The sequence below is a fragment of the Streptomyces cellostaticus genome (assembly GCF_001513965.1).
Lineage (GTDB): Bacteria > Actinomycetota > Actinomycetes > Streptomycetales > Streptomycetaceae > Streptomyces > Streptomyces cellostaticus.
Genome location: NZ_KQ948016.1, coordinates 456,605 through 480,356, shown reverse-complemented (window position 1 = coordinate 480,356; position 23,752 = coordinate 456,605). Strand labels below are relative to the sequence as shown.

General features: G+C 70.3%; 21 protein-coding genes, 1 pseudogene and 1 riboswitch. Of the genes and pseudogenes, 17 read left to right on the top strand and 5 right to left on the bottom strand.

The window, feature by feature from the left end:
- From AQI88_RS47445 to AQI88_RS05775, 3 genes are all read left to right on the top strand, one after another.
- A partial coding sequence (locus tag AQI88_RS47445; protein WP_244184047.1) for a cytochrome c oxidase subunit I occupies window positions 1–910 on the top strand: 910 nt, incomplete at its 5' end.
- Entirely contained in the window at window positions 907–1,305 is a 399-nt protein-coding gene (locus tag AQI88_RS05780) for a cytochrome c oxidase subunit 4 (RefSeq protein ID WP_066992855.1), read from the top strand. The genes AQI88_RS47445 and AQI88_RS05780, both read left to right, overlap by 4 nt.
- 131 nt (window positions 1,306–1,436) lie before the next feature.
- Window positions 1,437–2,699, top strand: a complete 1,263-nt coding sequence (locus AQI88_RS05775) for a L,D-transpeptidase (protein ID WP_066992852.1) — start codon at window positions 1,437–1,439, stop codon at window positions 2,697–2,699.
- Window positions 2,700–2,780: 81 nt separating this feature from the next.
- Here AQI88_RS05775 and AQI88_RS05770 read toward each other — a convergent pair whose 3' ends face one another.
- The gene (locus tag AQI88_RS05770; RefSeq protein WP_066992850.1) at window positions 2,781–3,182 is read right to left on the bottom strand and encodes a response regulator; all 402 of its coding nucleotides are present in this window, start codon (window positions 3,180–3,182) and stop codon (window positions 2,781–2,783) included.
- Window positions 3,183–3,328: 146 nt separating this feature from the next.
- Here AQI88_RS05770 and ctaE point away from each other — a divergent pair, with 146 nt between their 5' ends.
- The 6 genes from ctaE (at window position 3,329) to AQI88_RS05740 (ending at window position 10,411) form a co-directional block, all read left to right on the top strand.
- On the top strand, window positions 3,329–3,949 hold the full coding sequence (gene ctaE, locus AQI88_RS05765; protein ID WP_066992847.1) for an aa3-type cytochrome oxidase subunit III: 621 nt from the start codon (window positions 3,329–3,331) through the stop codon (window positions 3,947–3,949).
- A 62-nt stretch (window positions 3,950–4,011) separates the two neighbouring features.
- Complete coding sequence (qcrC, locus tag AQI88_RS05760) at window positions 4,012–4,824, top strand: cytochrome bc1 complex diheme cytochrome c subunit (RefSeq protein WP_066992844.1); 813 nt, start codon at window positions 4,012–4,014, stop codon at window positions 4,822–4,824.
- On the top strand, window positions 4,821–5,879 hold the full coding sequence (gene qcrA, locus AQI88_RS05755) for a cytochrome bc1 complex Rieske iron-sulfur subunit (RefSeq protein ID WP_066992842.1): 1,059 nt from the start codon (window positions 4,821–4,823) through the stop codon (window positions 5,877–5,879). The genes qcrC and qcrA overlap by 4 nt, the downstream gene beginning before the upstream one ends.
- Complete coding sequence (gene qcrB / locus AQI88_RS05750; protein WP_066992840.1) at window positions 5,876–7,513, top strand: cytochrome bc1 complex cytochrome b subunit; 1,638 nt, start codon at window positions 5,876–5,878, stop codon at window positions 7,511–7,513. Before qcrA ends, qcrB begins: the two co-directional genes overlap by 4 nt.
- Window positions 7,514–7,632: 119 nt before the next feature.
- A complete protein-coding gene (gene trpD / locus AQI88_RS05745; protein ID WP_066992838.1) occupies window positions 7,633–8,697 on the top strand; it encodes an anthranilate phosphoribosyltransferase in 1,065 nt (354 codons plus the stop codon).
- Window positions 8,698–8,771: 74 nt separating this feature from the next.
- Window positions 8,772–8,888, top strand: a riboswitch (SAM riboswitch).
- A 161-nt stretch (window positions 8,889–9,049) separates the two neighbouring features.
- Window positions 9,050–10,411 carry an aminotransferase class V-fold PLP-dependent enzyme gene (locus AQI88_RS05740; protein ID WP_066992836.1) on the top strand — a complete coding sequence of 454 codons (1,362 nt, stop codon included), beginning with the start codon at window positions 9,050–9,052 and terminating at the stop codon, window positions 10,409–10,411.
- A gap of 583 nt (window positions 10,412–10,994) precedes the next feature.
- On the opposite strand, the gene AQI88_RS05735 is transcribed toward AQI88_RS05740, so the two are convergent.
- Both AQI88_RS05735 and AQI88_RS05730 read right to left on the bottom strand, forming a co-directional pair.
- Window positions 10,995–11,276: an Lrp/AsnC family transcriptional regulator gene (locus AQI88_RS05735; protein ID WP_066992833.1), complete on the bottom strand. Its 282-nt coding sequence runs from the start codon at window positions 11,274–11,276 to the stop codon at window positions 10,995–10,997.
- Window positions 11,273–12,076 (bottom strand): rhomboid family intramembrane serine protease, encoded by an 804-nt coding sequence (locus AQI88_RS05730; RefSeq protein WP_066992830.1) that lies wholly within the window; start codon window positions 12,074–12,076, stop codon window positions 11,273–11,275. Before AQI88_RS05730 ends, AQI88_RS05735 begins: the two co-directional genes overlap by 4 nt.
- A 154-nt stretch (window positions 12,077–12,230) precedes the next feature.
- Between AQI88_RS05730 and AQI88_RS05725 the strand changes: the two genes are divergently transcribed.
- From AQI88_RS05725 to AQI88_RS05705, 5 genes are all read left to right on the top strand, one after another.
- A complete protein-coding gene (locus AQI88_RS05725) occupies window positions 12,231–12,470 on the top strand; it encodes a hypothetical protein (protein WP_014672226.1) in 240 nt (79 codons plus the stop codon).
- Between the two features lie 37 nt (window positions 12,471–12,507).
- A complete protein-coding gene (locus AQI88_RS05720; protein ID WP_066992827.1) occupies window positions 12,508–13,851 on the top strand; it encodes an NYN domain-containing protein in 1,344 nt (447 codons plus the stop codon).
- A gap of 212 nt (window positions 13,852–14,063) precedes the next feature.
- Entirely contained in the window at window positions 14,064–15,098 is a 1,035-nt protein-coding gene (locus tag AQI88_RS05715) for a C40 family peptidase (RefSeq protein ID WP_066992824.1), read from the top strand.
- A 237-nt stretch (window positions 15,099–15,335) separates the two neighbouring features.
- Window positions 15,336–16,355: a C40 family peptidase gene (locus tag AQI88_RS05710; RefSeq protein WP_079057405.1), complete on the top strand. Its 1,020-nt coding sequence runs from the start codon at window positions 15,336–15,338 to the stop codon at window positions 16,353–16,355.
- Between the two features lie 29 nt (window positions 16,356–16,384).
- The gene (locus AQI88_RS05705; protein WP_066992821.1) at window positions 16,385–17,587 is read left to right on the top strand and encodes a hypothetical protein; all 1,203 of its coding nucleotides are present in this window, start codon (window positions 16,385–16,387) and stop codon (window positions 17,585–17,587) included.
- Here the strand turns inward: AQI88_RS05705 and AQI88_RS05700 are convergent.
- Window positions 17,575–18,105 (bottom strand): PadR family transcriptional regulator, encoded by a 531-nt coding sequence (locus AQI88_RS05700; protein ID WP_066992819.1) that lies wholly within the window; start codon window positions 18,103–18,105, stop codon window positions 17,575–17,577. The genes AQI88_RS05705 and AQI88_RS05700 overlap by 13 nt on opposite strands.
- Window positions 18,106–18,137: 32 nt before the next feature.
- Here AQI88_RS05700 and AQI88_RS05695 point away from each other — a divergent pair, with 32 nt between their 5' ends.
- On the top strand, window positions 18,138–19,529 hold the full coding sequence (locus AQI88_RS05695; protein WP_107118466.1) for an MATE family efflux transporter: 1,392 nt from the start codon (window positions 18,138–18,140) through the stop codon (window positions 19,527–19,529).
- Here AQI88_RS05695 and AQI88_RS05690 read toward each other — a convergent pair.
- Window positions 19,493–20,706, bottom strand: a pseudogene (locus AQI88_RS05690) (glycosyltransferase 87 family protein). The gene AQI88_RS05695 and the pseudogene AQI88_RS05690 sit on opposite strands and share 37 nt — an antisense overlap.
- 95 nt (window positions 20,707–20,801) lie before the next feature.
- Between AQI88_RS05690 and AQI88_RS05685 the strand changes: the two are divergent.
- Both AQI88_RS05685 and AQI88_RS05680 read left to right on the top strand, forming a co-directional pair.
- Entirely contained in the window at window positions 20,802–21,944 is a 1,143-nt protein-coding gene (locus tag AQI88_RS05685; RefSeq protein WP_066992813.1) for a glycosyltransferase family 4 protein, read from the top strand.
- A gap of 149 nt (window positions 21,945–22,093) precedes the next feature.
- Entirely contained in the window at window positions 22,094–23,731 is a 1,638-nt protein-coding gene (locus tag AQI88_RS05680) for a GMC oxidoreductase (RefSeq protein ID WP_449657832.1), read from the top strand.
- Window positions 23,732–23,752 lie beyond the last annotated feature (21 nt).

The window sequence follows — 23,752 nt, the reverse complement described above, 5'->3', positions numbered from 1 at the left end:
GCCGTTCTTCGGCATCATCTCCGAGGTCATCCCGGTCTTCTCCCGCAAGCCGATGTTCGGCTACATGGGTCTGATCGCGGCCACCATCGCGATCGCCGGTCTGTCCGTGACGGTGTGGGCGCACCACATGTACGTCACCGGCGGTGTGCTGCTGCCGTTCTTCTCCTTCATGACCTTCCTGATCGCGGTCCCGACCGGTGTGAAGTTCTTCAACTGGATCGGCACGATGTGGAAGGGCTCTCTGTCCTTCGAGACGCCGATGCTCTGGGCGACCGGCTTCCTGATCACCTTCACGTTCGGTGGTCTGACCGGTGTCATCCTGGCCTCGCCCCCGATGGACTTCCACGTCTCCGACTCGTACTTCGTGGTGGCCCACTTCCACTACGTGGTCTTCGGTACGGTCGTCTTCGCCATGTTCTCCGGCTTCCACTTCTGGTGGCCGAAGATGACCGGCAAGATGCTGGACGAGCGCCTCGGCAAGATCACCTTCTGGACGCTGTTCATCGGCTTCCACGGCACCTTCCTGGTCCAGCACTGGCTGGGCGCCGAGGGCATGCCGCGCCGTTACGCGGACTACCTGGCGGCCGACGGCTTCACGGCCCTGAACACGGTCTCGACCATCAGCTCGTTCCTGCTCGGCCTGTCGATCCTGCCGTTCCTCTACAACGTGTGGAAGACGGCCAAGTACGGCAAGCCCGTCGAGGTCGACGACCCGTGGGGCTACGGCCGTTCGCTCGAGTGGGCGACCTCGTGCCCGCCGCCGCGGCACAACTTCCTCACCCTGCCGCGGATCCGCAGCGAATCCCCGGCGTTCGACCTGCACCACCCCGAGATCGCCGCCCTCGAGCAGCTTGAGTACGCCGGGCACGGCACCAGCGCCGTCGAAGGCAGCAAGGAGGCCGGCAAGTGAAGATCCAGGGTCGGATGTTCATCTGGCTGAGCGTCTTCATCCTGATCATGGCCATCGTGTATGGCGTGTGGTCGAAGGAGCCGGCCGGTACCACGGCGCTCTTCCTGTCCTTCGGTCTGCTCGTCATGGCCGGCTTCTACCTGGGCTTCACCGCCAAGCGGGTCGACGCGGGTGCCCAGGACGACAAGGAGGCCGACGTCGCGGACGGCGCGGGCGAGCTGGGCTTCTTCAGCCCGCACAGCTGGCAGCCGCTCGCCCTGGCCGTCGGCGGCGCGCTGGCCTTCCTCGGTGTCGCGGTCGGCTGGTGGCTGCTGTACTTCTCGGCACCGATCATCATGATCGGCCTGTTCGGCTGGGTGTTCGAGTACTACCGCGGTGAGAACCGCACCCAGTAGCACGCACCGAGCACACCGGGAGCCCGGACACTCCGTCAGGAGAGTCCGGGCTCCTGCCTTTGCAGCAGTGTCTGTCCCTCGTACGAGTTACGTACCGTGCCAGTAGGGTCTGCACCTCATAGCGTGATCGTATGAACCACACTCCGCGGACCCGCACCGTCGTCAGCTGCGCCCTGCTGGTGACCGCCCTCGGCGCGGGCGTCACCGGCTGCGGTTCGGACGGCAACCCCCTGTCGGCCAAGCCGTACGACGCAGCGGACCAGATTTCCTTCAACGGCCCCACCGGTGCGGGAAAGCGGGCCGACCCGGACAAGCCGCTGGAGGTCACCGCCAACAGCGATGACGGCCGTATCACCGACGTCACCGCCCAGGACTCCACAGGGCGCTATGTGGCGGGCGAACTCGCCGCCGACGGGAGCCGCTGGCACAGCACCTCCCCGCTGGCCGCCAACGCCCACTACACGGTCACGGTGAGCACGGAGGACGAGGACGGTGCGCCCGGCCGCCGGGTCCTCGCCTTCGACACCAGCAGGCCGACCGCCCAGAAGCGCCTGAACGTCACCTTCGGGCCGGACGCGGGCGAGTACGGCGTCGGACAGCCCCTCACCGCCCAACTCGACCACGAGGTCAAGGACAAGGCACAGCGGGCCGTCGTCGAACGCGCCCTCAGGGTGGACTCCACACCGGCCGTGCAGGGCTCCTGGTACTGGGTGAGCGACAAGGAACTCCACTACCGCCCCAAGGAGTACTGGCCCTCGCACGCCACGATCCAGGTGCACAGCAACCTGGACGGCGTAAAGATCAGCGACCGTCTCTGGGGCGGCAAGTCCAAGGCCCTGAAGATCACCACCGGTAACCGGATCGAGGTCGTCACGGACGCCTCGGCCCACCAGCTGACGTTCTTCGAGAACGGCCAGGTGATCAACCAGATCCCCGTCACCACGGGCAAGCCCGGCTACGAGACCCGCAACGGCGTCAAGGTGGTCCTGGCCAAGCAGTACTTCGTACGGATGCGCGGCGCCACGGTCGGCATCGCCGAGGGCAGCGCGGACTCCTACGACCTGCCGGTCTACTACGCCACCCGGGTGACCTGGTCCGGCGAATACGTCCACGCCGCGCCCTGGTCCGTGGGCTCCCAGGGCTACGAGAACGTCAGCCACGGCTGCACGGGCATGAGCACCGGCAACGCCGAATGGTTCTTCGACCACATCCACGAGGGCGACATCGTCAAGGTCGTGAACTCCAACGGCGACCCGATGGAACCCTTCGGCAACGGCTTCGGCGACTGGAACGTCGACTGGAAGAAGTGGCGCACAGGCAGCGCCCTCATCAACGGCACCCCGGAGGGCCCGGCACCACAGGATGCGTTGCGCCTCCAGCCAACAGCGGTGTGAGCGCCCCACAGGGGCGCGGGGAACTGCGCGACCAGCCACACACGACCGGCACTCGCGCCCGTACCCTCGCGCCCCGAGCTCCTAGGCGCTCAGCAACCGCTTCTGACGGAGCAGACCAGCCAGGGCAGCCGCAAACTCCACCGGATCCACCGGCAAGGTGACCGCCGCGTCAGCCCGACTCCACGTGGCCAGCCATGCATCCTGAGGCCGCCCCATCAACAGAAGCACCGGCGGACAGTTGAACACCTCATCCTTGATCTGCCGGCACACCCCCATGCCCCCCATGGGCACGGCCTCGCCGTCGAGCACACAGACATCGATGCCGCCCTTGCCCAGCTCGCGCAGCACCGCCTCAGGAGTCGCACACTCCAGGAACTCGACCAGGGGAACATCAGGAGCGGGCCTACGGCCGGAGGCCAACCGCACCTGTTCGCGCGTGTTGGAGTCGTCGCTGTACACCAGCACCGTAGCGGTCGGCTGCATGCTTCCTCCGGGACGTCAGCGTCGTACGGACAGGGCCGTTTGGGGCGGATGTTACTCCCATGAACACCACGTCAACACCGGTTCGGCGGGCAGCAACACTCCGAACGGCACCCCCCGGAGTGAGGGCGGGATAAGCGACCGACATAATGTCGGTCGTGGCGACAGCAACGACAGTAGAAACCGGGCACGCGCACCCGTCGGTCAACCGGCCGAACCTCACCAGCGTCGGAACCATCATCTGGCTGAGTTCCGAGCTGATGTTCTTCGCGGCCCTCTTCGCGATGTACTTCACCCTGCGATCGGTGACGGGTCCGGCGCACTGGAAGCACATGGCCGAGGCGCTCAATGTGCCCTTCTCCGCGACGAACACCACGATCCTGGTGCTCTCCTCGCTCACCTGCCAGCTCGGCGTGTTCGCCGCCGAGCGCGGGGACGTGAAGAAGCTCCGTGGCTGGTTCATCCTCACCTTCATCATGGGTGCGATCTTCATCGGCGGTCAGATCTACGAGTACACGGAGCTGGTGAAGAAGGACGGGATCTCCCTGTCCTCCGACCCGTACGGCTCGGTGTTCTACCTGACCACCGGCTTCCACGGCATGCACGTGACGGGCGGCCTCATCGCCTTCCTGTTCGTCCTCGGCCGTACCTACGCGGCCAAGAGGTTCACGCACGAGCAGGCGACCGCAGCCATTGTCGTGTCCTACTACTGGCACTTCGTCGACGTGGTCTGGATCGGCCTTTTCGCCACGATCTACCTGATCAAGTAGCCGGGACCGCTCCCGCACATCCAGAAGCATCGACGCAGAAGATCCTGACACCGGGGTAATCCGTGAAAAAGCTCTCCGCACGACGACGCCATCCGCTGGCGGCGGTCGTCGTCCTACTCTTCGCGCTGGCGGCCACTGGGGGGCTGTACGCCGCGTTCGCACCCGCGAGCAAGGCGCAGGCCGATGAAACCTCCCAGTCCCTGACCATCAAGGAGGGCAAGAAGCTCTACGAGGTCGGCTGCGCCAGCTGCCACGGCACCGGTGGCCAGGGCTCCTCCGACGGCCCGAGCCTGGTCGGCGTCGGCGCCGCGGCCGTGGACTTCCAGGTCGCGACCGGCCGTATGCCGGCCGCCACCTCGCAGGGCCCGCAGGTCGTCAAGAAGAAGAACATCTACACGCAGGCCCAGATCGACCAGCTCGCCGCGTACATCGCGTCGCTGGGCGCCGGCCCGAGCGTGCCGACGAAGCAGCAGTACGGCCCGGACGGCGCGGACATCGGCAAGGGTGGCGAGCTGTTCCGCACCAACTGCGCGCAGTGCCACAACTTCACCGGCAAGGGCGGTGCCCTCACCAAGGGCAAGTTCGCGCCGGACCTGACGGGCGTCGACCCGAAGCACATCTACGAGGCCATGCAGACGGGCCCGCAGAACATGCCGTCCTTCCCCGACACCACGCTGTCGGAGAAGAACAAGAAGGACATCATCGCGTACCTGCACGCGATCAACAGCAGCGAGACTGAGCAGCCGGGCGGCATGGAACTGGGCGGCCTCGGGCCGGTCACCGAGGGCCTGTTCGCGTGGATCTTCGGCCTCGGCGCCCTGATCGCGGTAGCCGTCTGGGTCGCCGCTCGGACCGCAAAGGCCAAGAAGTCATGAGTAGCCAAGACATTCCAGAAGAGAACCTGCCCGCTGAGCAGGAGCACGCGCACGTCGCCGTGAGCGTCGCGGACGAGGAGAACCCGTTCGCGGACCCGGGGCTGCCGCCCCACGAGCACCGGATCCAGGACATCGACGAGCGGGCCGCCAAGCGGTCCGAGCGCGTCGTCGCCCTGCTGTTCACGGTGTCGATGCTGGCCACCGTCGGCTTCATCGTCTCGTACGTGACGATCCCGCACGACAAGTCGATCTTCGTCTTCCCGATCGGGCACATCAGCGCGCTGAACTTCGCGCTCGGTCTGACCCTCGGCACGGCGCTGTTCTGCATCGGCGCGGGCGCGGTCCACTGGGCCCGCACCCTGATGTCCGACGTGGAGGTCGCCGACGAGCGTCACCCGATCGCGGCGTCCCCCGAGGTCCGTGCGAAGGTCCACGCGGACTTCAAGCAGGGTGCCAAGGAGTCGGCGATCGGCCGCCGCGGGCTGATCCGCACCACGATGTTCGGCGCGCTGGCCCTGGTGCCGCTCTCCGGCGTCATGCTGCTGCGCGACCTCGGACCGCTGCCCGGCACCTCGCTGCGCCACACGCTGTGGGCCAAGGGCAAGCTGCTCGTCAACATGAACACGAACCAGCCGCTGCGTCCCGAGGACGTCGCCGTCGGTTCGCTGACCTTCGCCAAGCCCGAGGGCCTGGAGGAGACCGACGAGGAGTTCCAGAACGAGATCGCCAAGGCGGCCCTGATGATCATCCGGCTGCAGCCGGACAACATCAAGGACAAGCGCGAGCTCCAGTGGTCGCACGAGGGCATCGTCGCGTTCTCGAAGATCTGCACCCACGTCGGCTGCCCGATCTCCCTGTACGAGCAGCAGACGCACCACGTGCTGTGCCCGTGCCACCAGTCCACCTTCGACCTCTCCGACGGTGCCCGAGTGATCTTCGGCCCCGCCGGTCACGCCCTGCCGCAGCTGCGCATCGGCGTGAACGACGAGGGTTACCTCCAGGCGCTCGGCGACTTCGAGGAGCCCGTCGGTCCTGCATTCTGGGAGCGCGGATGAGCACTACACCGAACGAAGAGGCCCGCTCTCGCGGGAAGGCACCGGCCGGCGAGCGGGTCGCCGACTGGGCCGACGGACGGCTCGGGATCTACTCCCTGGCCAAGTCCAACATGCGCAAGATCTTCCCCGACCACTGGTCGTTCATGTTGGGCGAAGTCTGCATGTACAGCTTCCTCATCATCATCCTGACCGGTGTCTATCTGACGCTGTTCTTCCACCCGTCGATGAACGAGGTGGAGTACCACGGCAGCTACGTCCCGCTCCAGGGACAGCTGATGTCCGAGGCGTTCAGCTCGACCCTGCACATCTCCTTCGACGTGCGCGGTGGTCTGCTCATCCGGCAGATCCACCACTGGGCCGCGCTGATCTTCCTCGCCGGCATGTTCGTGCACATGATGCGCGTGTTCTTCACCGGCGCGTTCCGCAAGCCGCGTGAGATCAACTGGCTGTTCGGCTTCCTGCTGTTCGTCCTCGGCATGTTCACCGGCTTCACCGGTTACTCGCTCCCGGACGACCTGCTCTCCGGCACCGGTGTCCGCTTCACCGAGGGCGCGATCCTGTCGATGCCGATCGTCGGCTCGTACATCTCGTTCTTCCTCTTCGGCGGCGAGTTCCCCGGCCACGACTTCGTGGCGCGGTTCTACTCGATCCACATCCTGCTGCTGCCGGGCATCATGCTCGGCCTGATGGTGGGCCACCTGATCCTGGTCTTCTACCACAAGCACACGCAGTTCGCGGGTCCCGGAAAGAGCGAGAAGAACGTCGTCGGCATGCCGCTGCTGCCGGTGTACATGGCCAAGGCGGGCGGCTTCTTCTTCCTGGTCTTCGGTGTGATCGCGGCCATCGCCGCGGTGACCCAGATCAACCCGATCTGGGCCATGGGTCCCTACCGGCCCGACCAGGTGTCCACCGGCGCCCAGCCCGACTGGTACATGGGCTTCGCCGAGGGTCTGGTCCGCTACATGCCGGGCTGGGAGATCAACTTCTGGGGCCACACGCTCGTCCTGGGCGTGTTCATCCCGCTGATGCTCTTCGGCCTGGTGCTCGCGGCGATCGCGCTGTACCCGTTCATCGAGTCCTGGGTCACCGGTGACAAGAGCGAGCACCACATCCTGGACCGCCCGCGCAACGCCCCGACGCGTACCGCGTTCGGTGTCGCCTGGGTCACCGTGTACATGGTCGGCCTGGTCGGCGGTGGCAACGACCTCATCGCCACCCACTTCAACCTGTCGATCAACGACGTGACCTGGTTCGTCCGGATCTTCTTCTTCGCCGGACCGGTCATCGCGTTCATCGCCACCAAGCGGATCTGCCTCGGCCTGCAGCGCCGCGACCACGACAAGGTGCTGCACGGTCGCGAGACCGGCATCATCAAGCGCCTGCCGCACGGTGAGTTCATCGAGGTCCACGAGCCGCTCAGCCAGGAGCAGCTGCACACCCTCACGGCGCACCACCAGTACGAGCCGGCCGAGATCGGCCCGACGGTCGACGAGAACGGTGTCGAGCGGAAGGTGAAGACGTCCGAGAAGCTGCGCGTCAAGCTCAGCAACGCCTACTACGGCGAGGACAACCAGATCCCGAAGCCGTCCGTAGAGGAGTACAAGGAGATCACGAGCGGCCACGGCCACCACTGATCCCCGCGTCGCCACGCCACGCTGAAGGGCCCCGTCCGGCTTACGGACGGGGCCCTTCGCCGTGTCCGCGGCTGGATAGGGTGGGATCAGACTGTTTTTCTACGACACAGGAGCGGCTGATGAGCGCTGTGACCCCCGCTGGAGGCGACACCGCGGCGGGCCGTTCCTGGCCCGCGGTACTGAACGCCCTGCTCGACGGACGCGACCAGAGCGCCGACGCGACGGCGTGGGCGCTGGACCGGATCATGCGGGGCGAGGCGACCGACGCGCAGATCGCCGGATTCGTGGTGGCCCTCAGGGCCAAGGGTGAGACCGTCGAGGAGATCAACGGGCTCGTCCGGACGATGTACGAGCACGCCAACGTGATCGAGGTGCCCGGGCGGACGGTGGACATCGTCGGCACCGGCGGCGACGGCGCCAAGACCGTCAACATCTCCACCATGTCGGCGATCGTCGTCGCCGGCACGGGCGCCACGGTCGTCAAGCACGGCAACCGGGCCGCATCCTCCGCGTCCGGTGCCTCGGACGTCCTGGAGAAGCTCGGCGTCAACCTCGAGCTGACCCCGCGGCGGGTGGTCGAGGTGGCTCAGGAGGCCGGAATCACCTTCTGCTTCGCGATCAAGTTCCACCCGGCCCTGCGCCATGTGGGCGCCGCGCGCGGCCAGTTGGGCATCCGCACGGTGTTCAACATCCTCGGCCCGCTGACCAACCCCGCCCGGGTGCGGGCCCAGGCGGTCGGTGTCGCGGATCCGCGGATGGCGCCGGTCGTCGCGGGTGTCTTCGCCGAGCGCGGCAACTCCTCCCTCGTGTTCCGCGGCAACGACGGTCTCGACGAGCTGACCACGACGGCCACCTCCCGGGTGTGGATCGTCCGGGACGGCAAGGTCGCCGAGGAGACCTTCGACCCGCGCGACGTCGGCCTCGAGCTGGTGCCGGTGGAGGCACTGCGGGGTGGCGACCCGTCGTACAACGCGGAGGTCGCCCGCCGGCTGCTGGACGGCGAGAAGGGGCCCGTGAGGGACGCCGTACTGCTGAACTCGGCGGCGGCGCTCGTGGCCCTGGACCCCGGCCCCGGGACGCTCGCCGAGCAGCTCCGGGCCGGTATGGCCAAGGCCGCGGAGTCGATCGACTCGGGCGCGGCGAAGCGGGCGCTGGAGCGCTGGGTGGCCGCCAGCAACGCGTGAGCGATGCGAGGCGCGGTCCCGCGATCCGGACAGGAGTTGCGGGACCGCGATCACTTCACGTACGTTTTCCGGCAGGTCATGAGTGACAGTCATGAGGCCCCGGCCGACTGTCCGGCAACCCTCCGTCCGTGGCGGGGTGCCCCGGGTGAAGACCAGGCCGTAGGCAGTGAGGTCTACGGCAAGCGCGGGCCCCTCGCACACCAGGGGTCCTGGTCGTCGAGGGAGCCTTCTGTGAGCAAGCGAATGCGATAGGGCGTAGAGCCCCGCCTCCGCATACCCCTTTCACTTTTCTCCGTGCTTGAGCTGTATCTGCTCGCACGGCGATTCCGCTTACCCCTCACAGGAGTTCGCCATGTCTGCCTCCACCGCTGCCGCCACCCAGGCCATTTGTGCTCCTCTGCCCGTTCTCGGCCGGGATGTCACCGTCCCGCTCGTGACCGGCGGCGAAGTCACCTACGCCGCGCTCGACTACGCGGCCAGCGCCCCCGCCCTCCAGCGCGTCTGGGACGACGTGGCGGCGTACGCGCCGTACTACGGCAGCGTCCACCGCGGCGCCGGCTACCTCTCCCAGCTCTCCACCGACCTGTTCGAGAACGCCCGCAGGACGGTCGCAGAGTTCCTCGACTGCCGCGCCGACGACCAGGTGATCTTCACCCGCTCGACCACGGACTCGCTCAACCTCCTCGCCCGTGCGCTCCCCGCCGACTGCCAGGTCTTCGTCTTCGAGACCGAGCACCACGCCTCCCTGCTGCCCTGGCAGGACGCCCGCGTCACCTACCTCAACGCCCCGCGCACCCCGCAGCAGGCCGTCGAGACCCTGGAGCGGGCCCTGGCCGACCGCGACCCCTACGGCCCGGCCCTGGTCTGCGTCACCGGCGCCTCCAACGTCACCGGCGAGCTGTGGCCGGTGCGCGAGCTGGCCGCCGCGGCCCATGCGCACGGTGCCCGGATCGTCCTGGACGCCGCCCAGCTGGCCCCGCACCACCCGGTCTCGGTCAAGGATCTGGACGTCGACTGGGTCGCCTTCTCCGGCCACAAGCTGTACGCCCCCTTCGGCTCCGGCGCCCTGGCCGGCCGCGCCGACTGGCTGCGGGCCGCGGAGCCGTACCTCGCGGGCGGCGGCGCCAGCCGCAAGGTCACCCGGCGTACGGACGGGGGAGTGGACGTGGAGTGGCACGAGAGCGCCGCCCGCCACGAGGCCGGCTCCCCGAACGTCATCGGCGCCTACTCCATCGCCTCCGCCTGCAAGGCCCTCACGGAGGCCGGATTCGACACCCTCGTGGCCCGCGAGCAGCACCTGATCTCCCAGGTCCGCGAGGGCCTCGCCGAGGTCCCCGAGGTCAGGATCCTCTCCCTCTTCGGCGACGACGCCCCACGCGTCGGCGTGATCAGCTTCGTGGTGGACGGCTGGAACAGCTCCCACTTCGCCGCCGCCCTCTCCGCCGAGTACGGCATCGGCGTCCGCGACGGCCTCTTCTGCGCCCACCCCCTGGTCCGCACCCTCCTCGGCTCCGACCCCCAGACCCAGGGCGAGTGCGGCGCCCCCGAGGCCGCACCCGGCGAGAAGTCCCTGAACGCGATCCGGGTCAGCTTCGGTGCGGGCACCCCGGACGAGCATGTCGAGCGGTTCATCAACGCCGTGCGGGAACTGGTCACCGAGGGCGCGAAGTGGCAGTACCGCACGGAGGACGGCCGCTGCGTCCCGGCGGTCTGACCCGCCGTACGGGCGCCCCGCGGCAGAGGCCGAACCACCCTGGACACCAACGGAGTTGACCAGGGATCCGAACCCGCGGCACACCGCCCGAAAGGGCGGCGCACTGCCGCCCTCAGCGGGCTCGTACGGACTCTGGAGGCGAAGCAGGCCGGGCCGCCCGGCAAGGCCTTCTCGCTGGGCGCGGCCCTCGCCTACGCGGCCGACGCCGACGGAGGCGATCGCGGCGGTCGGCCACACACCGGGATCCGTGCGGGAAGGGGTGGGCCCCGACCGGTACTCCCCCGGGGCCCGGCGGGCGGTGCAGGTGCCCGCGGAGATCAGGCGTCGGGCTGGGCAAGGGACGGCAGGGCGGTCCCCGTCACCGTTGCCGCCGGCATCGAGGCGCACGGCGGTCGTGGCCCGGCAGTGCCGGACCCGGACCCAGGGACTGGCCGGCGCCGCGCGCAGGCCCTGCGCAGCGGTGTCGCCCGACGGGGTCAGGTGTGCGTCGGGGGCCGGGAGCCGTTGCCGGTGACCACCGGAAGCGACTCGGCCAAGGGGGCTCTGCGGTCGACGGCCGAGTGGACCTCGCGGCCCAGTGGTCCTAGTTGTCCAGGCCGATCGCGAACGCAGCCTCCAGGTCGTGCTGGGAGTAGGTGCGGAACGCGACGTGGGTGTCGGTGGCCTCCACGCCAGGGATCTTGCTGATCCGCCCGGGGATCACGTCTGCCAGATCCTCGTGCTGCCCCACCCGCACCATGGCGATCAGGTCGTACGTACCGGTGACGGAGAAGACCTCGCTGACGGACTCCAGCGAAGCGATCTGCTCCGCGATCTCGGGGATCCGGTCCACGCTGGTCTTGATCAGGACGATCGCGGTGATCACGAGTGGTTCTCTCCCTCGGGTGCCGGAGCCGGTGCGGACCTCACTCTAGTCGCCCGCCCGTCTCCCACCACCGCCCTTCCCGGGCCGCCCTTCGGGCCCTTCTCTTTCCCGTAGCGCACCCACGCGTAGACGAAGCCGAGGCAGAAGCCCACCAGGTGGGCGAGGTACGCCACCCCGGGACCCTGGCCCGCGCGGCCCGCCGCGAGCCACTGCAGAGCCGCCCAGAAGGGCAGCACGACCCAGGCCGGGAAACGCATCGGCAGGAAGAACAGGAAGGGGAGGAGACTGGTGACACGGGCGCGGGGGAACAGGTAGAGGAACGCTCCGAGGACCGCCGAGATCGCCCCGGAGGCGCCCACCAGCGACTGCTCGGAGGCGGCGTTGGCGGCCGCGTAGCCCAGCAGGGCCAGGTACCCGCAGCCGACGTAGAAGAGGGTGAACTCCACCCGGCCCATCCGTTCCTCGGTCATCACCCCGAAGACGAAGAGGAAGAGCATGTTGCCGAGCAGATGCACCCAGCTGCCGTGCACGAACAGCGCGGTGGCCGGAGTCAGGGCCGCTCGCGCGGGCCCGTCGAACAGCTCCGCCGGGACCACCCCCCAGTGCCGGAAGTACGCGCGCTGTGCCGCCGCCAGCGTGTCCCCGGAGCCGTACGCCGGAGTCAGCCCCGAGGCCGGGGTCAGCGCGAAGATCAGACAGCACAGGGCGATGAGGCCGCATGTCACCGGTGCGGAGGCGCCCCGGACCGCCCTGAGCGCCGTGAGTGCCCTGCCGGCCGCCGTGCTCCAGGTGTTGATCATGACTACAGAGCATGACGTAACGGGACGCAAGCTGACAGACCGCCTCGCCGCCCCGGACAGGCGGGCGGCGAGTACCCGCCAGGCCGTAGGGTTACGAGCCACACGCGTCGAGGAGCGGCGCGCACCGACCCGAGTAAGGAAGCGAACAGCCACGATGACGGTTCCCCTGCCGACCGCCACGACGCGATGGCGCTGCACCCTCTGCGGCAACCTCACCCGCTTCGACGTGACCCGCTCGTCGAAGGTCGTCGAGTACGTCCATCTCGACCTGGCAGGTGAGCCGACGGTCGAGGAGCGCGAGGTGGTCAGTGAGACCATCGAGTCGGTCCGTTGCCGCTGGTGCAACGCGGTGGACCAGGTGGAACTCGTGGACAGGCCGGGCGCCGGCTCCTGAGCGGAGCGGGCCCCGTACAGGTATTGGGGTGTGACGGATGGTGGAGACCGCAGGCGGGGGGCCGGGCGACGGCACCGCTGAGGTGCTTGACCGTCCGCTGCCCGACGGCGTGCGCCGGCGGGTCGTGCAGATCGTCTCGGACGGCTTCGGCGGCCTGACCATGACGGAACTGCCCGCCCAGCTCAGGCAGTACGCCCGGTTCACCCCGAGTCGGCGGGCCAAGTTCGCCGGGAACGCGATGGCGGCCGCGGTGGAGACCGATCCGCTCTTCCGGCAGCGGATCGGGGAGAAGTTCAGAGAGGCGCAGCCGGAGCTCTCCGGCGCCCTCGACTCCGGCTCGCCGCCCCCGGCCGCGGACCCGCTCGACGTGGCGGCCGCGGCCTACGTACTGCGCCCCACGGGCTGGGTGAAGCTGGTCACCGCGGCCGGCGAGGAGGCCCAGCGCGCGGATGCCGAGCGGGCCGACGAGGAGAGCCGGGCCGAACTGGAGCGGCTGCGCGCGGAACTCGTCCAGGCCCGGGAGCAGACCCGCAGCGAGACCGAACGGCTGCGCACCGAGCTGGAGTCGGCGAAGAAGGAAGCGGAATCGCTTCACCGCAAGCTGCGTGCCGCGCTCAGCGACGTCAAGCGCGGGGAGGCCGCGCTGCGCAAGGTCCAGGGCGAGATCGAGGCCGTGCGCGCCGAGGGGCAGACGCAGCTGTCGGCCGCCGAGAGCGAGTCCCGGCGGCTCAAGGCCCGCCTGGGCGAGGCCGAGGCCGCGCTGGAGGCCACCCGCAGGGCGGCCCGCGAGGGCCGCAGCGTCGAGGACATGAGGGTACGGCTGCTGCTCGACACCCTGCTGGACGCCACGCAGGGGCTGCGCCGGGAACTCGCGCTGCCGCCGGTCTCCGTGCGCCCGGCCGAGACCGTGGACGCGGTCGAACCGGGCCGCATGACCCCGAAGGACATCGCGGCCCGGGCGCTGTCCGAGAACGATCCCGCGATACTGGACCAGTTGCTCGCGCTGCCGCAGGCGCATCTGGTGGTCGACGGCTACAACGTCACCAAGACCGGCTATCCGCAGATGCCGCTGGAGAAGCAGCGGCTGCGGCTCCTGGGCCAGCTCTCGGCGCTCGCCGCGCAGACCGGCGCCGAGGTGACGTGCGTCTTCGACGGCGCCGAACTCGCCGCCCCGGTGCTGCTCGCGCCGCCGCGCGGGGTGCGGGTGCTGTTCTCCAAGCCGGGGGTCACCGCGGACGAGCTGATCCGCCAGCTCGTGCGCGCGGAGCCGCCGGGCCGTCCGGTGATCGTCGCCTCGACCGACCGGGAGGTGGCCGACGGGGTTGCCAAGGCGGGTGCCCGACCAGTCGCCTCTGCGGTACTTCTGAAGCGACTGTCCTGAAGGTCCAACGAGCACACTCGATGCCCGAATTGGCCGTATCGTCACGCAACGTAGTGTCAAGCAGGCATCACCTCATGTGAGTTGAGTGCAAAGAATGCATTGCGTGAAGGGATTTTTTGATGTGAGGATTTGATCTGATCACAAGAGGGTCACTAGGGTCTGGGCTCGAACCTCCGAACGGGTGAACACTCACAAGAAGGAGTTCGTCCTCCGTGGCGTCCCACCGTCGACCCAAGCAGCCGAGCCGCACGCGTGTCACCGTGCTGACCACCGCAGCCGCCGCTGCCGTCGCGCTCAGCGCGAACGCCGCCAACGCCGCGCCGAGCGAGAAGCCCGGCAAGGACGAGGTCAAGGCGAAGGTCGACAAGCTCTACGGGCAGGCCGAGCAGGCCACCGAGAAGTACAACGGGGCCAAGGAGAAGCAGCAGAAGCTGCAAAAGGAAATCTCCACCATTCAGGACAATGTGGCCCGCGGTCAGCAAGAGCTCAACAAGCTGCGCGACGGCCTCGGTTCGCTGGCGACAGCCCAGTACCGGTCCGGTGGCATCGATTCCTCGATCCAGCTCTTCCTGTCCTCCAACCCGGACGACTTCCTCGACAAGGCGTCCACGCTCGACCAGTTGAGCAGTCAGCAGGTCGAGGCCCTGAAGAAGATTCAGGACAAACAGCGCGAACTCGCCCAGGAGCGCTCCGAGGCCACCGAGAAGCTCAAGGACCTCGCCTCCACCCGCACGGAGCTGGGCAACAAGAAGAAGGAAGTCCAGGGCAAGCTCGCCGAGGCGCAGAAGCTGCTCAACAGCCTGACCGCCAAGGAGAAGGCGGATCTCGCCGCCCAGCAGCAGCGCGCCGACCGCTCCTCCAGCGAGCGCGTGCACCTCGGTGACGCCCCGCCCGCCTCCGGCCGCGCCGAGGCAGCCTTCTCCGCCGCCCAGAGCAAGATCGGCTCGCCCTACGTCTACGGCGCCTCCGGCCCCTCCTCCTTCGACTGCTCGGGCCTGACCTCCTGGGCCTACGCCCAGGCCGGCGTCTCGATACCGCGCACCTCCGAGGCACAGGCCAACGCCGGCACCAGGATCTACAACCAGGCCGACCTGAAGGTCGGGGACCTGGTCATCTTCTTCGGCGACTACCACCACGTCGGCCTGTACGCCGGCAACGGCCAGGTGCTGCACGCTCCGCACACCGGCGCCGTGGTGCGCTACGAGGCGATGAGCAACATGACGTTCGAGTTCGGCGTCCGCATCTGACCCACACGAAACGGTTGACAGGGTGGCGCCCGAACGGGCGAATCCCGTGAACCGAAGCTGACTCCACGCCCCGCCCATGACCTGCGTCAGCGGCGGGGCGTCGTGTTTGTGCAGGCGCAGAGTGCTTTGGCCGCCGCCCTTCCGCACGGCTACTGTCTGCCGCGTTTCCCCGGCGCAGGGGCCTCCCCGTCCCCAGCGCCGGGGAAGCCGTCTCTGTCAGCCAGCAGAAGGACTGCCGTGGGGTCCCATCGCCGCCTTGCACCGTCCGGCCTCGACCGGGGCGCCGGTGCCGCCCTGTGTGCGCTCGCTGCCGCAGCCACCGCGCTCGGTGCCGTACCCGCACAAGCAGCACCGCACGAGGGCACCCGTGCCGAGGTGGACCGCCTCTACGCGGAGGCCGAGAAGGCGACCCAGGCCTACGACAAGGCCGACGAGCGTGCCGACACGCTGCGCCGGGAGGTCGGTCACGCCCAGGACCACATCGCCCGGCAGCAGCAGCGCATCAACACCCTGCGTGAGCGGCTCGGTTCGCTGGCCGGTGCCCAGTACCGCTCCGGCGGCATCGACCCGGCCGTCGCCCTGCTCTTCTCCGACAGCCCCGACGACTACCTCGACAAGGCCGCCACCCTCGACCGCATCGGCGCCCAGCAGGCCGAGCGGCTGCGCGAGTTGCGGTCGGCGATGCGCGAACTCGCCCAGGAGCGCGCCACGGCCGCCGGGAAGCTCGCCCTCCTGGAGCAGAGCCGCAGGGCGGTCGCCGCGCACAAGCGGACCGTCGAGCAGAAGCTCGCCAAGGCCCGGCAGCTGCTCAACTCCCTGCCCGCCACCGAACGCTCCGCCCACGACCGGACCTCCCGCTCCGACCGCGGCGACCTGCCCGACCTGTCCGGTTTCGGTGCCGTCGCCCCCGACGCCCGCGCCGAGGCCGCCGTCGCCGCCGCCCTCTCCGCCCTCGGCCGCCCCTACGTGTGGGGTGCCAACGGGCCCTCCGGCTTCGACTGCTCGGGCCTGATGCAGTGGTCGTACGGGCACGCCGGGGTCCATCTGCCGCGCACCTCGCAGGAGCAGCGGTACGCCGGCCGGCAGATCTCGCTCTCCGAGGCACGCCCCGGCGACCTGGTCGTCTACCGCGGCGACGCCAGCCATGTGGGGATGTACGTCGGCAACGGCCAGGTCGTCCACGCGCCCTACCCGGGGGCGCCGGTGCGCTACGACCCGGTCGGGATGATGCCCATCACCTCGGTCACCCGGCCCTGACATCCCGCTGCGCACCGTACGATCGGGAAATGGCTGATCGCAGACGGACGCGGGGGGTGTGGCGCACCGTGGCGGCGGGGCTCTGTCTGCTGCTCGTGCCGCCGCTGTCCGGATGCGGCGGGCGATCGGCGGCCGACTCCGCGCGGGCCCAGGTGCAGCGGGTGCTCGACACCCGGTCGGCGGCCCTGCTCGGCCACGACGAGACGGCCTACGGCGCGACGGGCATCCGAACCGAGTACGCCCGCCTGCGCGCGCTCCCGCTGGCCTCCTGGACCTACCGCGTGACCGGCCTGCACGGCGGCGGCCCGGGCGCCACCGCCGACGCCGAACTGCGCTACCGCATCGCCGGCTACGACCGGGCCCCGGTCAGCGTCCGCCGCACCCTCAGCCTCGGCCGCACCGCCGACGGCAGGTGGTACGTCACCGCCGACAGGCCCGCGCGCAAGGCCGGGCAGCAGCTGTGGGACCAGGGCCCCGTGACCGCCGTCAAGGGCGCGCACAGTCTGGTCCTCGGGAGCGGCGAGAGCACCGGCGGACTGCGTCTTTACGCCCGGCTCGCCGACCGCGCCGTCCCGGCCGTCTCCCGTGCCTGGGGCACGGACTGGACGCGCCGGGTCGTCGTCCTCGTCCCGCGCACGCTTCAGGGCATGGCGGGCCTGCTCGCCTCGCCCGCCGCCAACTACCGGGGCATCGCCGCGGTCACCACCGGCGAGGCGGGCGGCTCCGGTACGGCGCCGGCGGACCGGGTGGTCGTCAACCCCGAGGCGTACGCCGTGCTCGGCGCCGTCGGCAAACAAGTGGTCCTCACCCACGAGACCACCCATGTGGCGACCCGCGCGCACACCACCACCGCCACCCCGCTGTGGCTCTCCGAGGGCTACGCCGACTGGATCGGCTACCTCGGCACCGGCCGCACGCCCTCCGAGGTCGCGCCGGAACTGGCCCGCGCTGTCCAGGACGGCCGGGTGCCCTCGGCCCTCCCCGCCGACGGGGACTTCCGTTTCGACAGTGACCCGGCCCGGCTCGCGCAGGCCTACGAGGGCGGCTGGCTGGCCTGCCGGATGATCGCCGACCACTGGGGCACGGCCCGGCTCGGCGCCTTCTACCGGGCCGTCGGCGACCACGCGAAGCGGGCGGGCGCGGTCGAGGAGGCGATGACCAAGGTGCTCGGGACGACGCCCACGGCCTTCACCGCCCGGTGGCGGGAGTACGTGCGCGCTCAGCTCCGCTGACCGAGCACCTCGACGGCCTCGCGCAGCCACGCCCGCTCCGCCGTGCCGGTGGCCCGGGCGACGCGCAGCATGCCCTGCCGGAAGAGGTCCTCGGCTTCCTCCGCGCGCACCGGCTCGCCGTCCCGGTAGAAGAAGCTCGCCGGAGTCTCCAGAAAGTCCAGCCGGCGGCGCAGCACCGCGGCCTGCTCGGCCGGGTCGGGCAGGTGGCGCAGGAAGGCCAGGACCGTGTTGAAGCGGACGTGGTCGGTGATCTCCACCTGCTTGGGACGGCGCAGCCGCTCCAGCAGATCCGCGCGGCCCTGCGCGGTGAGCGACAGCACCCGGCGCGGGGCGGCGCTCGCGCCCTCCTCGGTGCGCTGGTCGAGCTTGCCCGCGGCGACGAGCCGGTTGATGGCCGGGTAGAGGGCGCCGTCGCTGACCGGGCGGACATGACCGCTCAACGCGGTGATGCGCTCCTTCAGCTCGTAGCCGTGCAGGGGCTCCTCGGCGAGAAACCCCAGGATCGACAGCTCCAGCACGCGAACTCCTCCTTGCAGCGGGCCTGACGGCCATGCTAGCTCTTATCGAGATACCTCGAATAGAGATGGCTCGATTCGTGATAGCTCGATACGAGGGGAACCTGATGAACGCTCACCGCAGACAGCTCGTCTCACTCGCCCACCCCGTCTACCTCTCGCTCCTCGCCTCGGTCGCCTCCGGGATCATCAACACCGTCTGGGTCTCCCGGCTCGGCGGCGCCGCCGTGGCCGCCGTCGCCGTCGCGACGAACACCGAGAACGTGCTGCTCGGCTTCGCGCTGGTCTTCGCCTCCGGTACGACCGTGTTGATCGCGCATGCCAGGGGAGCCCGCGATCCCGGCGCCCTACGGGCCGCGGTACGTGGCGGCTGGGCGCTGTGCGGGCTGGTCACGCCGCTGGTGGTGGCGGGAGGGCTCCTGCTGCGCGAGCCGCTGGCCCGCCTGGTCCTCGGCGGTGGCGGGTCGGCCGCCCTTCACCTCGCGACCGCCTACTTCGCGATCTCCCTGCCGGGCATGACCGTCTTCTTCGCCCAGCAACTCGTCGACGGCATCCTCAAGGGCGCCGGCGACACCCGTACCCCGATGCGGCTCGCCCTGCTGGCCAACGGGCTCATCCTGCTCTGTGACCCCCTCCTGATTCACCTCTACGGCGTCCAGGGCGCCGCCGTCTCCACCGTGCTGTGCCGGTGCGTGGCCCTGGTGGCGGGCCTGCGTGTCCTCGGCCGGGGCGCCCTGCTGCGCGCGGCCGGGCAGGCCCGCCCCGCTGAGCCGGTGCCCGCTGCCCTGCGCCGTACCCTCACCACCGGCCTGCCCATGTCCGCCGACTTCACCGTGCGGCAGGCCGGGGCGCTGGTGCTGGTGGCGATTGTGGCGCGGCTCGGTGTGCCGGCGGTGGCCGGCTACGCGATCGCGTACAAGGTCATGTACGTCGCCACGATGGCCTTCTACGCGGTACGGCAGGCCGCCGCGATCCACACCGCGCACACGCGGGGCACGGGGAAGGACGCGCGCCGGGACATCGGCCGGGAGGCGATGCTCGTGTCCGGGGCCCTCGGCCTGAGCGCCGCCGTCCTGTTCGCCGCCACCGCCCCCTGGATCATGGCCGCCTTCGGCGCCGGACCCGAAGTCGCCCACCAGGGCGTGCTGTTCCTGCGCTGCGTCGGCCCCTATCTGCTGCTGATGGCCTGCTTCATCGCGCTCGGCGGGGTCTTCGAGGGCAGCGGCGGAGCACCGGCACTGCTCGGGGTCACCCTGCTCGGCACCGCCGTTCAGCTGCCCCTGGCCCACGCCCTGTCCGGCCTCGGCCTGCCCGGTGTCTGCCTGGCGCTCGCGCTCGCGATGGCCGTGCAGTGCGGGGCCGTGGCGGTGCTGCTGCGGCGGGCGGGGCGTCAGGAGGCGGAGGTCTCCTTCGCGCGGGTCGCCTGAGGGGGCAGCGGGGTCACGGTGGCCGCGGGGACCGTGCACCGCCACAGCTCCCGGGCCGCCCTCAGCGCGGCGGCGACCGGCAGGCCGTTGCGGAGCAGCAGCGTGACGCCGTACGGATCGCTCACGGCCACGTGCACGAAGCCGACCGGGAACTCCAGGACCGTCAGCAGGGCCGCGGCGAGGAGCAGCGAGGCGGGCGCACCCATCCGGCTGGACCGGAAGCACAGGCACACGGCGGCCAGGCCGATCAGCCGCACCAGGTACTGCGGGCTGATCACCCGGCTGGTGACCGTGAACAGCAGCACCGCCGTGAAGGCTGCCTCCGCGAGCGTGTGCGGCGCGAGGCGGGCCGCCCGCAGCCGCCACAGCACCAGCCGGCCGAAGGCCGCCCCGGTCAGCGCCATCGCGGCGCTGCTGACCAGCCCGACGTACGGGCCGAGGAACTCGATCGACCCGTGGTTCAGCAGCACCTCGCCCTGCCGGCCGAAGTGCCAGGCCACAGGGAAGACCGGACCGCCCGGCGACTCCACCTCGGTGCCCCGGTCCCGCTGGAAGGCGAGGAAGCCGAGCCCGCCGGGCACGGCCGGCGCGAACAGCGCGCCGAGGCCGCCCGCGGTCACCGCGGCCGACGCCCACGCCCGCAGCCGCGTGGCGCCCACCAGGAGCAGCGCCGGCCACACCTTCAGCAGCGCCCCGAGGCCCGCCGGCGCGCCCGGCACGCGGGGGTGCCGGGCCCCCGCGAGCAGGGCCGCCACGGCCACCGCGGTCACCATCAGGTCGTAGCGGACGTACACCGTCGGGCCGAGCAGCGGTACGCCCGCGACCCAGGTCCAGGCCCCGCGCGGCGACCGGCCGGGCCGCAGGCCCGTGTACAGCAGCAGGGACAGCACGGTCGGGTCGGCGAGGCACGCCGGCACGAAGAAGGCGTCCGGTAGGACAGGAAGGGCAGGGCGGCAGGGGCGAGGACCGCAAGGGCGGCGGCGGGCGGGTACCGCCAGGTGACGTCGCCCAGCGGAAACGTGCCGTGGCGCAGCACCTCGTACCAGCCCTGGTAGATCACCGAGACGTCGGTGGTGACGTCCACGCCGGGAAAGGGGAGCACCCGCAGGACGAGGAGCAGCAGCACCAGCCGGCTGACACACCAGGCCGCCGGCGCTCCCGCCGCCTTCCCGCTCACCCGCACCCCTGCTCGTCCGCCGGCCCCGGTCCGCCCCGTGATTGCCTGCCGACCTGTGCGGGTGCCATGAGGCGCGCCCGGTAGGGTCGACGGCGATGCACAAGACGCTGATCGTCACCAACGACTTCCCGCCCCGGCCGGGCGGCATCCAGGCCTTCCTGCACAACATGGCCCTCCGGCTGGAGCCGGGGCAGCTCGTCGTGTACGCCTCCACCTGGAAGCGCAGCCGGGAGGGCATCGAGGCCACGGCCGCCTTCGACGCCGATCAGCCCTTCACTGTCGTACGCGACCGCACGACCATGCTGCTGCCCACCCCGGCGGCGACCCGGCGGGCGGTCGGGCTGCTGCGCGAGCACGGCTGCACCTCGGTGTGGTTCGGGGCGGCCGCGCCGCTCGGGCTGATGGCGCCCGCGCTGCGCAGGGCGGGCGCCCAGCGGCTGGTGGCCACCACCCACGGGCACGAGGCCGGCTGGGCCCAGCTGCCCGCCGCCCGGCAACTGCTGCGCCGGATCGGTCGGTCCACGGACACGATCACGTACCTGGGCGAGTACACCCGCTCCCGGATCGCCACCGCGCTGACCCCGGACGCGGCCCGGCGGATGGTCCAGCTGCCGCCCGGGGTCGACGAGAAGACCTTCCACCCCGGCTCGGGCGGCGAAGAGGTCCGGGCGCGGCTCGGACTCACCGAGCGGCCGGTGGTCGTGTGCGTGTCCCGGCTGGTGCCGCGCAAGGGCCAGGACACCCTGATCCAGGCCATGCCCCGGATCCTGGCCGCCGAGCCGGACGCCGTGCTGCTCGTCGTCGGCGGCGGCCCCTACGAGCAGGACCTGCGCCGACTGGCCCGGGAGACCGGCGTCGAGGCATCGGTCCGCTTCACCGGCGCCGTGCCCTGGTCCGAGCTGCCCGCGCACTACGGCGCCGGGGACGTCTTCGCCATGCCGTGCCGCACCCGGCGCGGCGGCCTGGACGTCGAGGGCCTGGGAATCGTCTACCTGGAGGCGTCGGCCACCGGGCTGCCGGTGGTCGCGGGGGATTCGGGCGGCGCCCCGGACGCGGTGCTGGACGGGGAGACGGGCTGGGTCGTGCGGGGCGGCTCCCCCGAGGAGGCCGCCGACCGCATCATCCCCCTGCTGCACGACCCCGAGCTGCGTCGCAGGATGGGGGAGCGAGGCAGGCAGTGGGTCGAGGAGAAGTGGCGCTGGGACCTGCTGGCGCAGAGGTTGAAAGCACTGCTGTAGTGCAGCGCCCCATAAGGGGCGCGGGGAACTGCGCGACCAGCCACGAACGACCTGCAGTCGCCGACCGAGTGCACCCACCACCCTGGATGGCGCCCCAAATCCAGGCGTACCCCCTAGTCGGACTTGGTAATTCCGCACATGCTGCGCACATGACAGCAAAACTGACGCAGCATCAGCTGAGCAGACGTCACATCCTGGGCATGATCGCCCTGCAGACCGCCGCCACGGCCGGTCTCACCCGCATCGGTCTCAAGTCCGCACAGGCCGCCGAACCGGCCGCCGTCGACAACGCGACGGCCATCGTGGTCGGTTCCGGTTACGGCGGCGCCGTAGCCGCCCTCCGCCTCGGCCAGGCCGGCATCCGCACCCTCGTCCTGGAGATGGGCCGCCTGTGGAACACCGCCGGCAGCGACGGCAAGGTGTTCTGCTCCACCAGCGCCCCCGACCAGCGCTCCATGTGGTTCCGCACCCGCACGGAGGCCCCGCTGGCCACCTTCCTGTGGCTGGACCTCGTCAACAAGGACATCAGCGCCTACCCCGGAGTCCTCGACCGCGTGCACTACGACCACATGTCCGTGTACGTCGGCCGGGGTGTCGGCGGCGGCTCCCTGGTCAACGGCGGCATGGCGGTCACCCCGCTGAAGTCCTACTTCGCCGAGCAGTTCCCGACCGTCGATGCCGACGAGATGTACGGCACCTACTTCCCGCGCGCCCGCTCCATGCTCGGCGTCAACACCGTCGACCCGGCCTGGTTCGAGTCCACGGAGTGGTACCAGTTCACCCGCACCTCCCGGAAGGCCGCCGCCAACGCGGGCCTGAAGACCACCTTCGTGCCGAACGTCTACGACTTCGGCTACATGCAGCGCGAGGCCGCCGGCACCGCCACCAGGTCCGCGCTGGCGGGCGAGGTCATCTACGGCAACAACCAAGGCAAACGCAGCCTCGACAAGACCTACCTGGCCGCCGCCCTCGGCACCGGCAACGTCACCATCCACACCCTGGAGAAGGTCAGATCGGTCACCAGGGCGAGCGACGGGTCGTACGTCCTGACCGTCGACCGCATCGACACCACCGGCACCGTCGTGGAGACCAAGCAGTACAGCTGCACGTACCTCTTCCTCGGCGGCGGCAGCCTCGGCACCACCGAACTCCTCGTCCGCGCCCGGGACACCGGCACCCTGCCCGACCTGACCTCCGGCGTGGGCGCGGGCTGGGGCACCAACGGCAACACCATGCTCGGCCGCGCCAACCACCTGTGGGACACCGTCGGCGCCAACCAGGCGACCATGCCCGTCATGGGCATCGACGACTGGGCCAACACCGCAAACCCGGTCTTCGCCGAGATCGCCCCGCTGCCCATGGGGTTCGAGCACTGGATCAGCCTGTACCTGGCGATCACCAAGAACCCCGAGCGGGCGTCGTTCTCGTACGACTCCACGTCCGGGGCGGTGAAACTCGGCTGGACCCCGGCCCAGAGCGCCGTGTCGGTCGCCATGGCCAAGAAGCTCTTCGACCGGATCAACGCGGCCAACCTGACCATCTACCGGTACGACCTCTTCGGCTCGACCAGCAAGATCTTCGCGGACGACTTCACCTACCACCCGCTGGGCGGCTGCGTCCTGGGGAAGGCGACCGACGACTACGGCCGGGTGAAGGGGTACTCCAGGCTCTACATCACCGACGGCTCGCTCGTGCCCGGCTCGCTCGGGGTGAACCCCTTCGTCACCATCACCGCGCTCGCCGAACGCACGATGGCGCGGGTCCTCGCCGAGGACACCGCGCCATGATGCGTTACCAGCGTTGCCAGT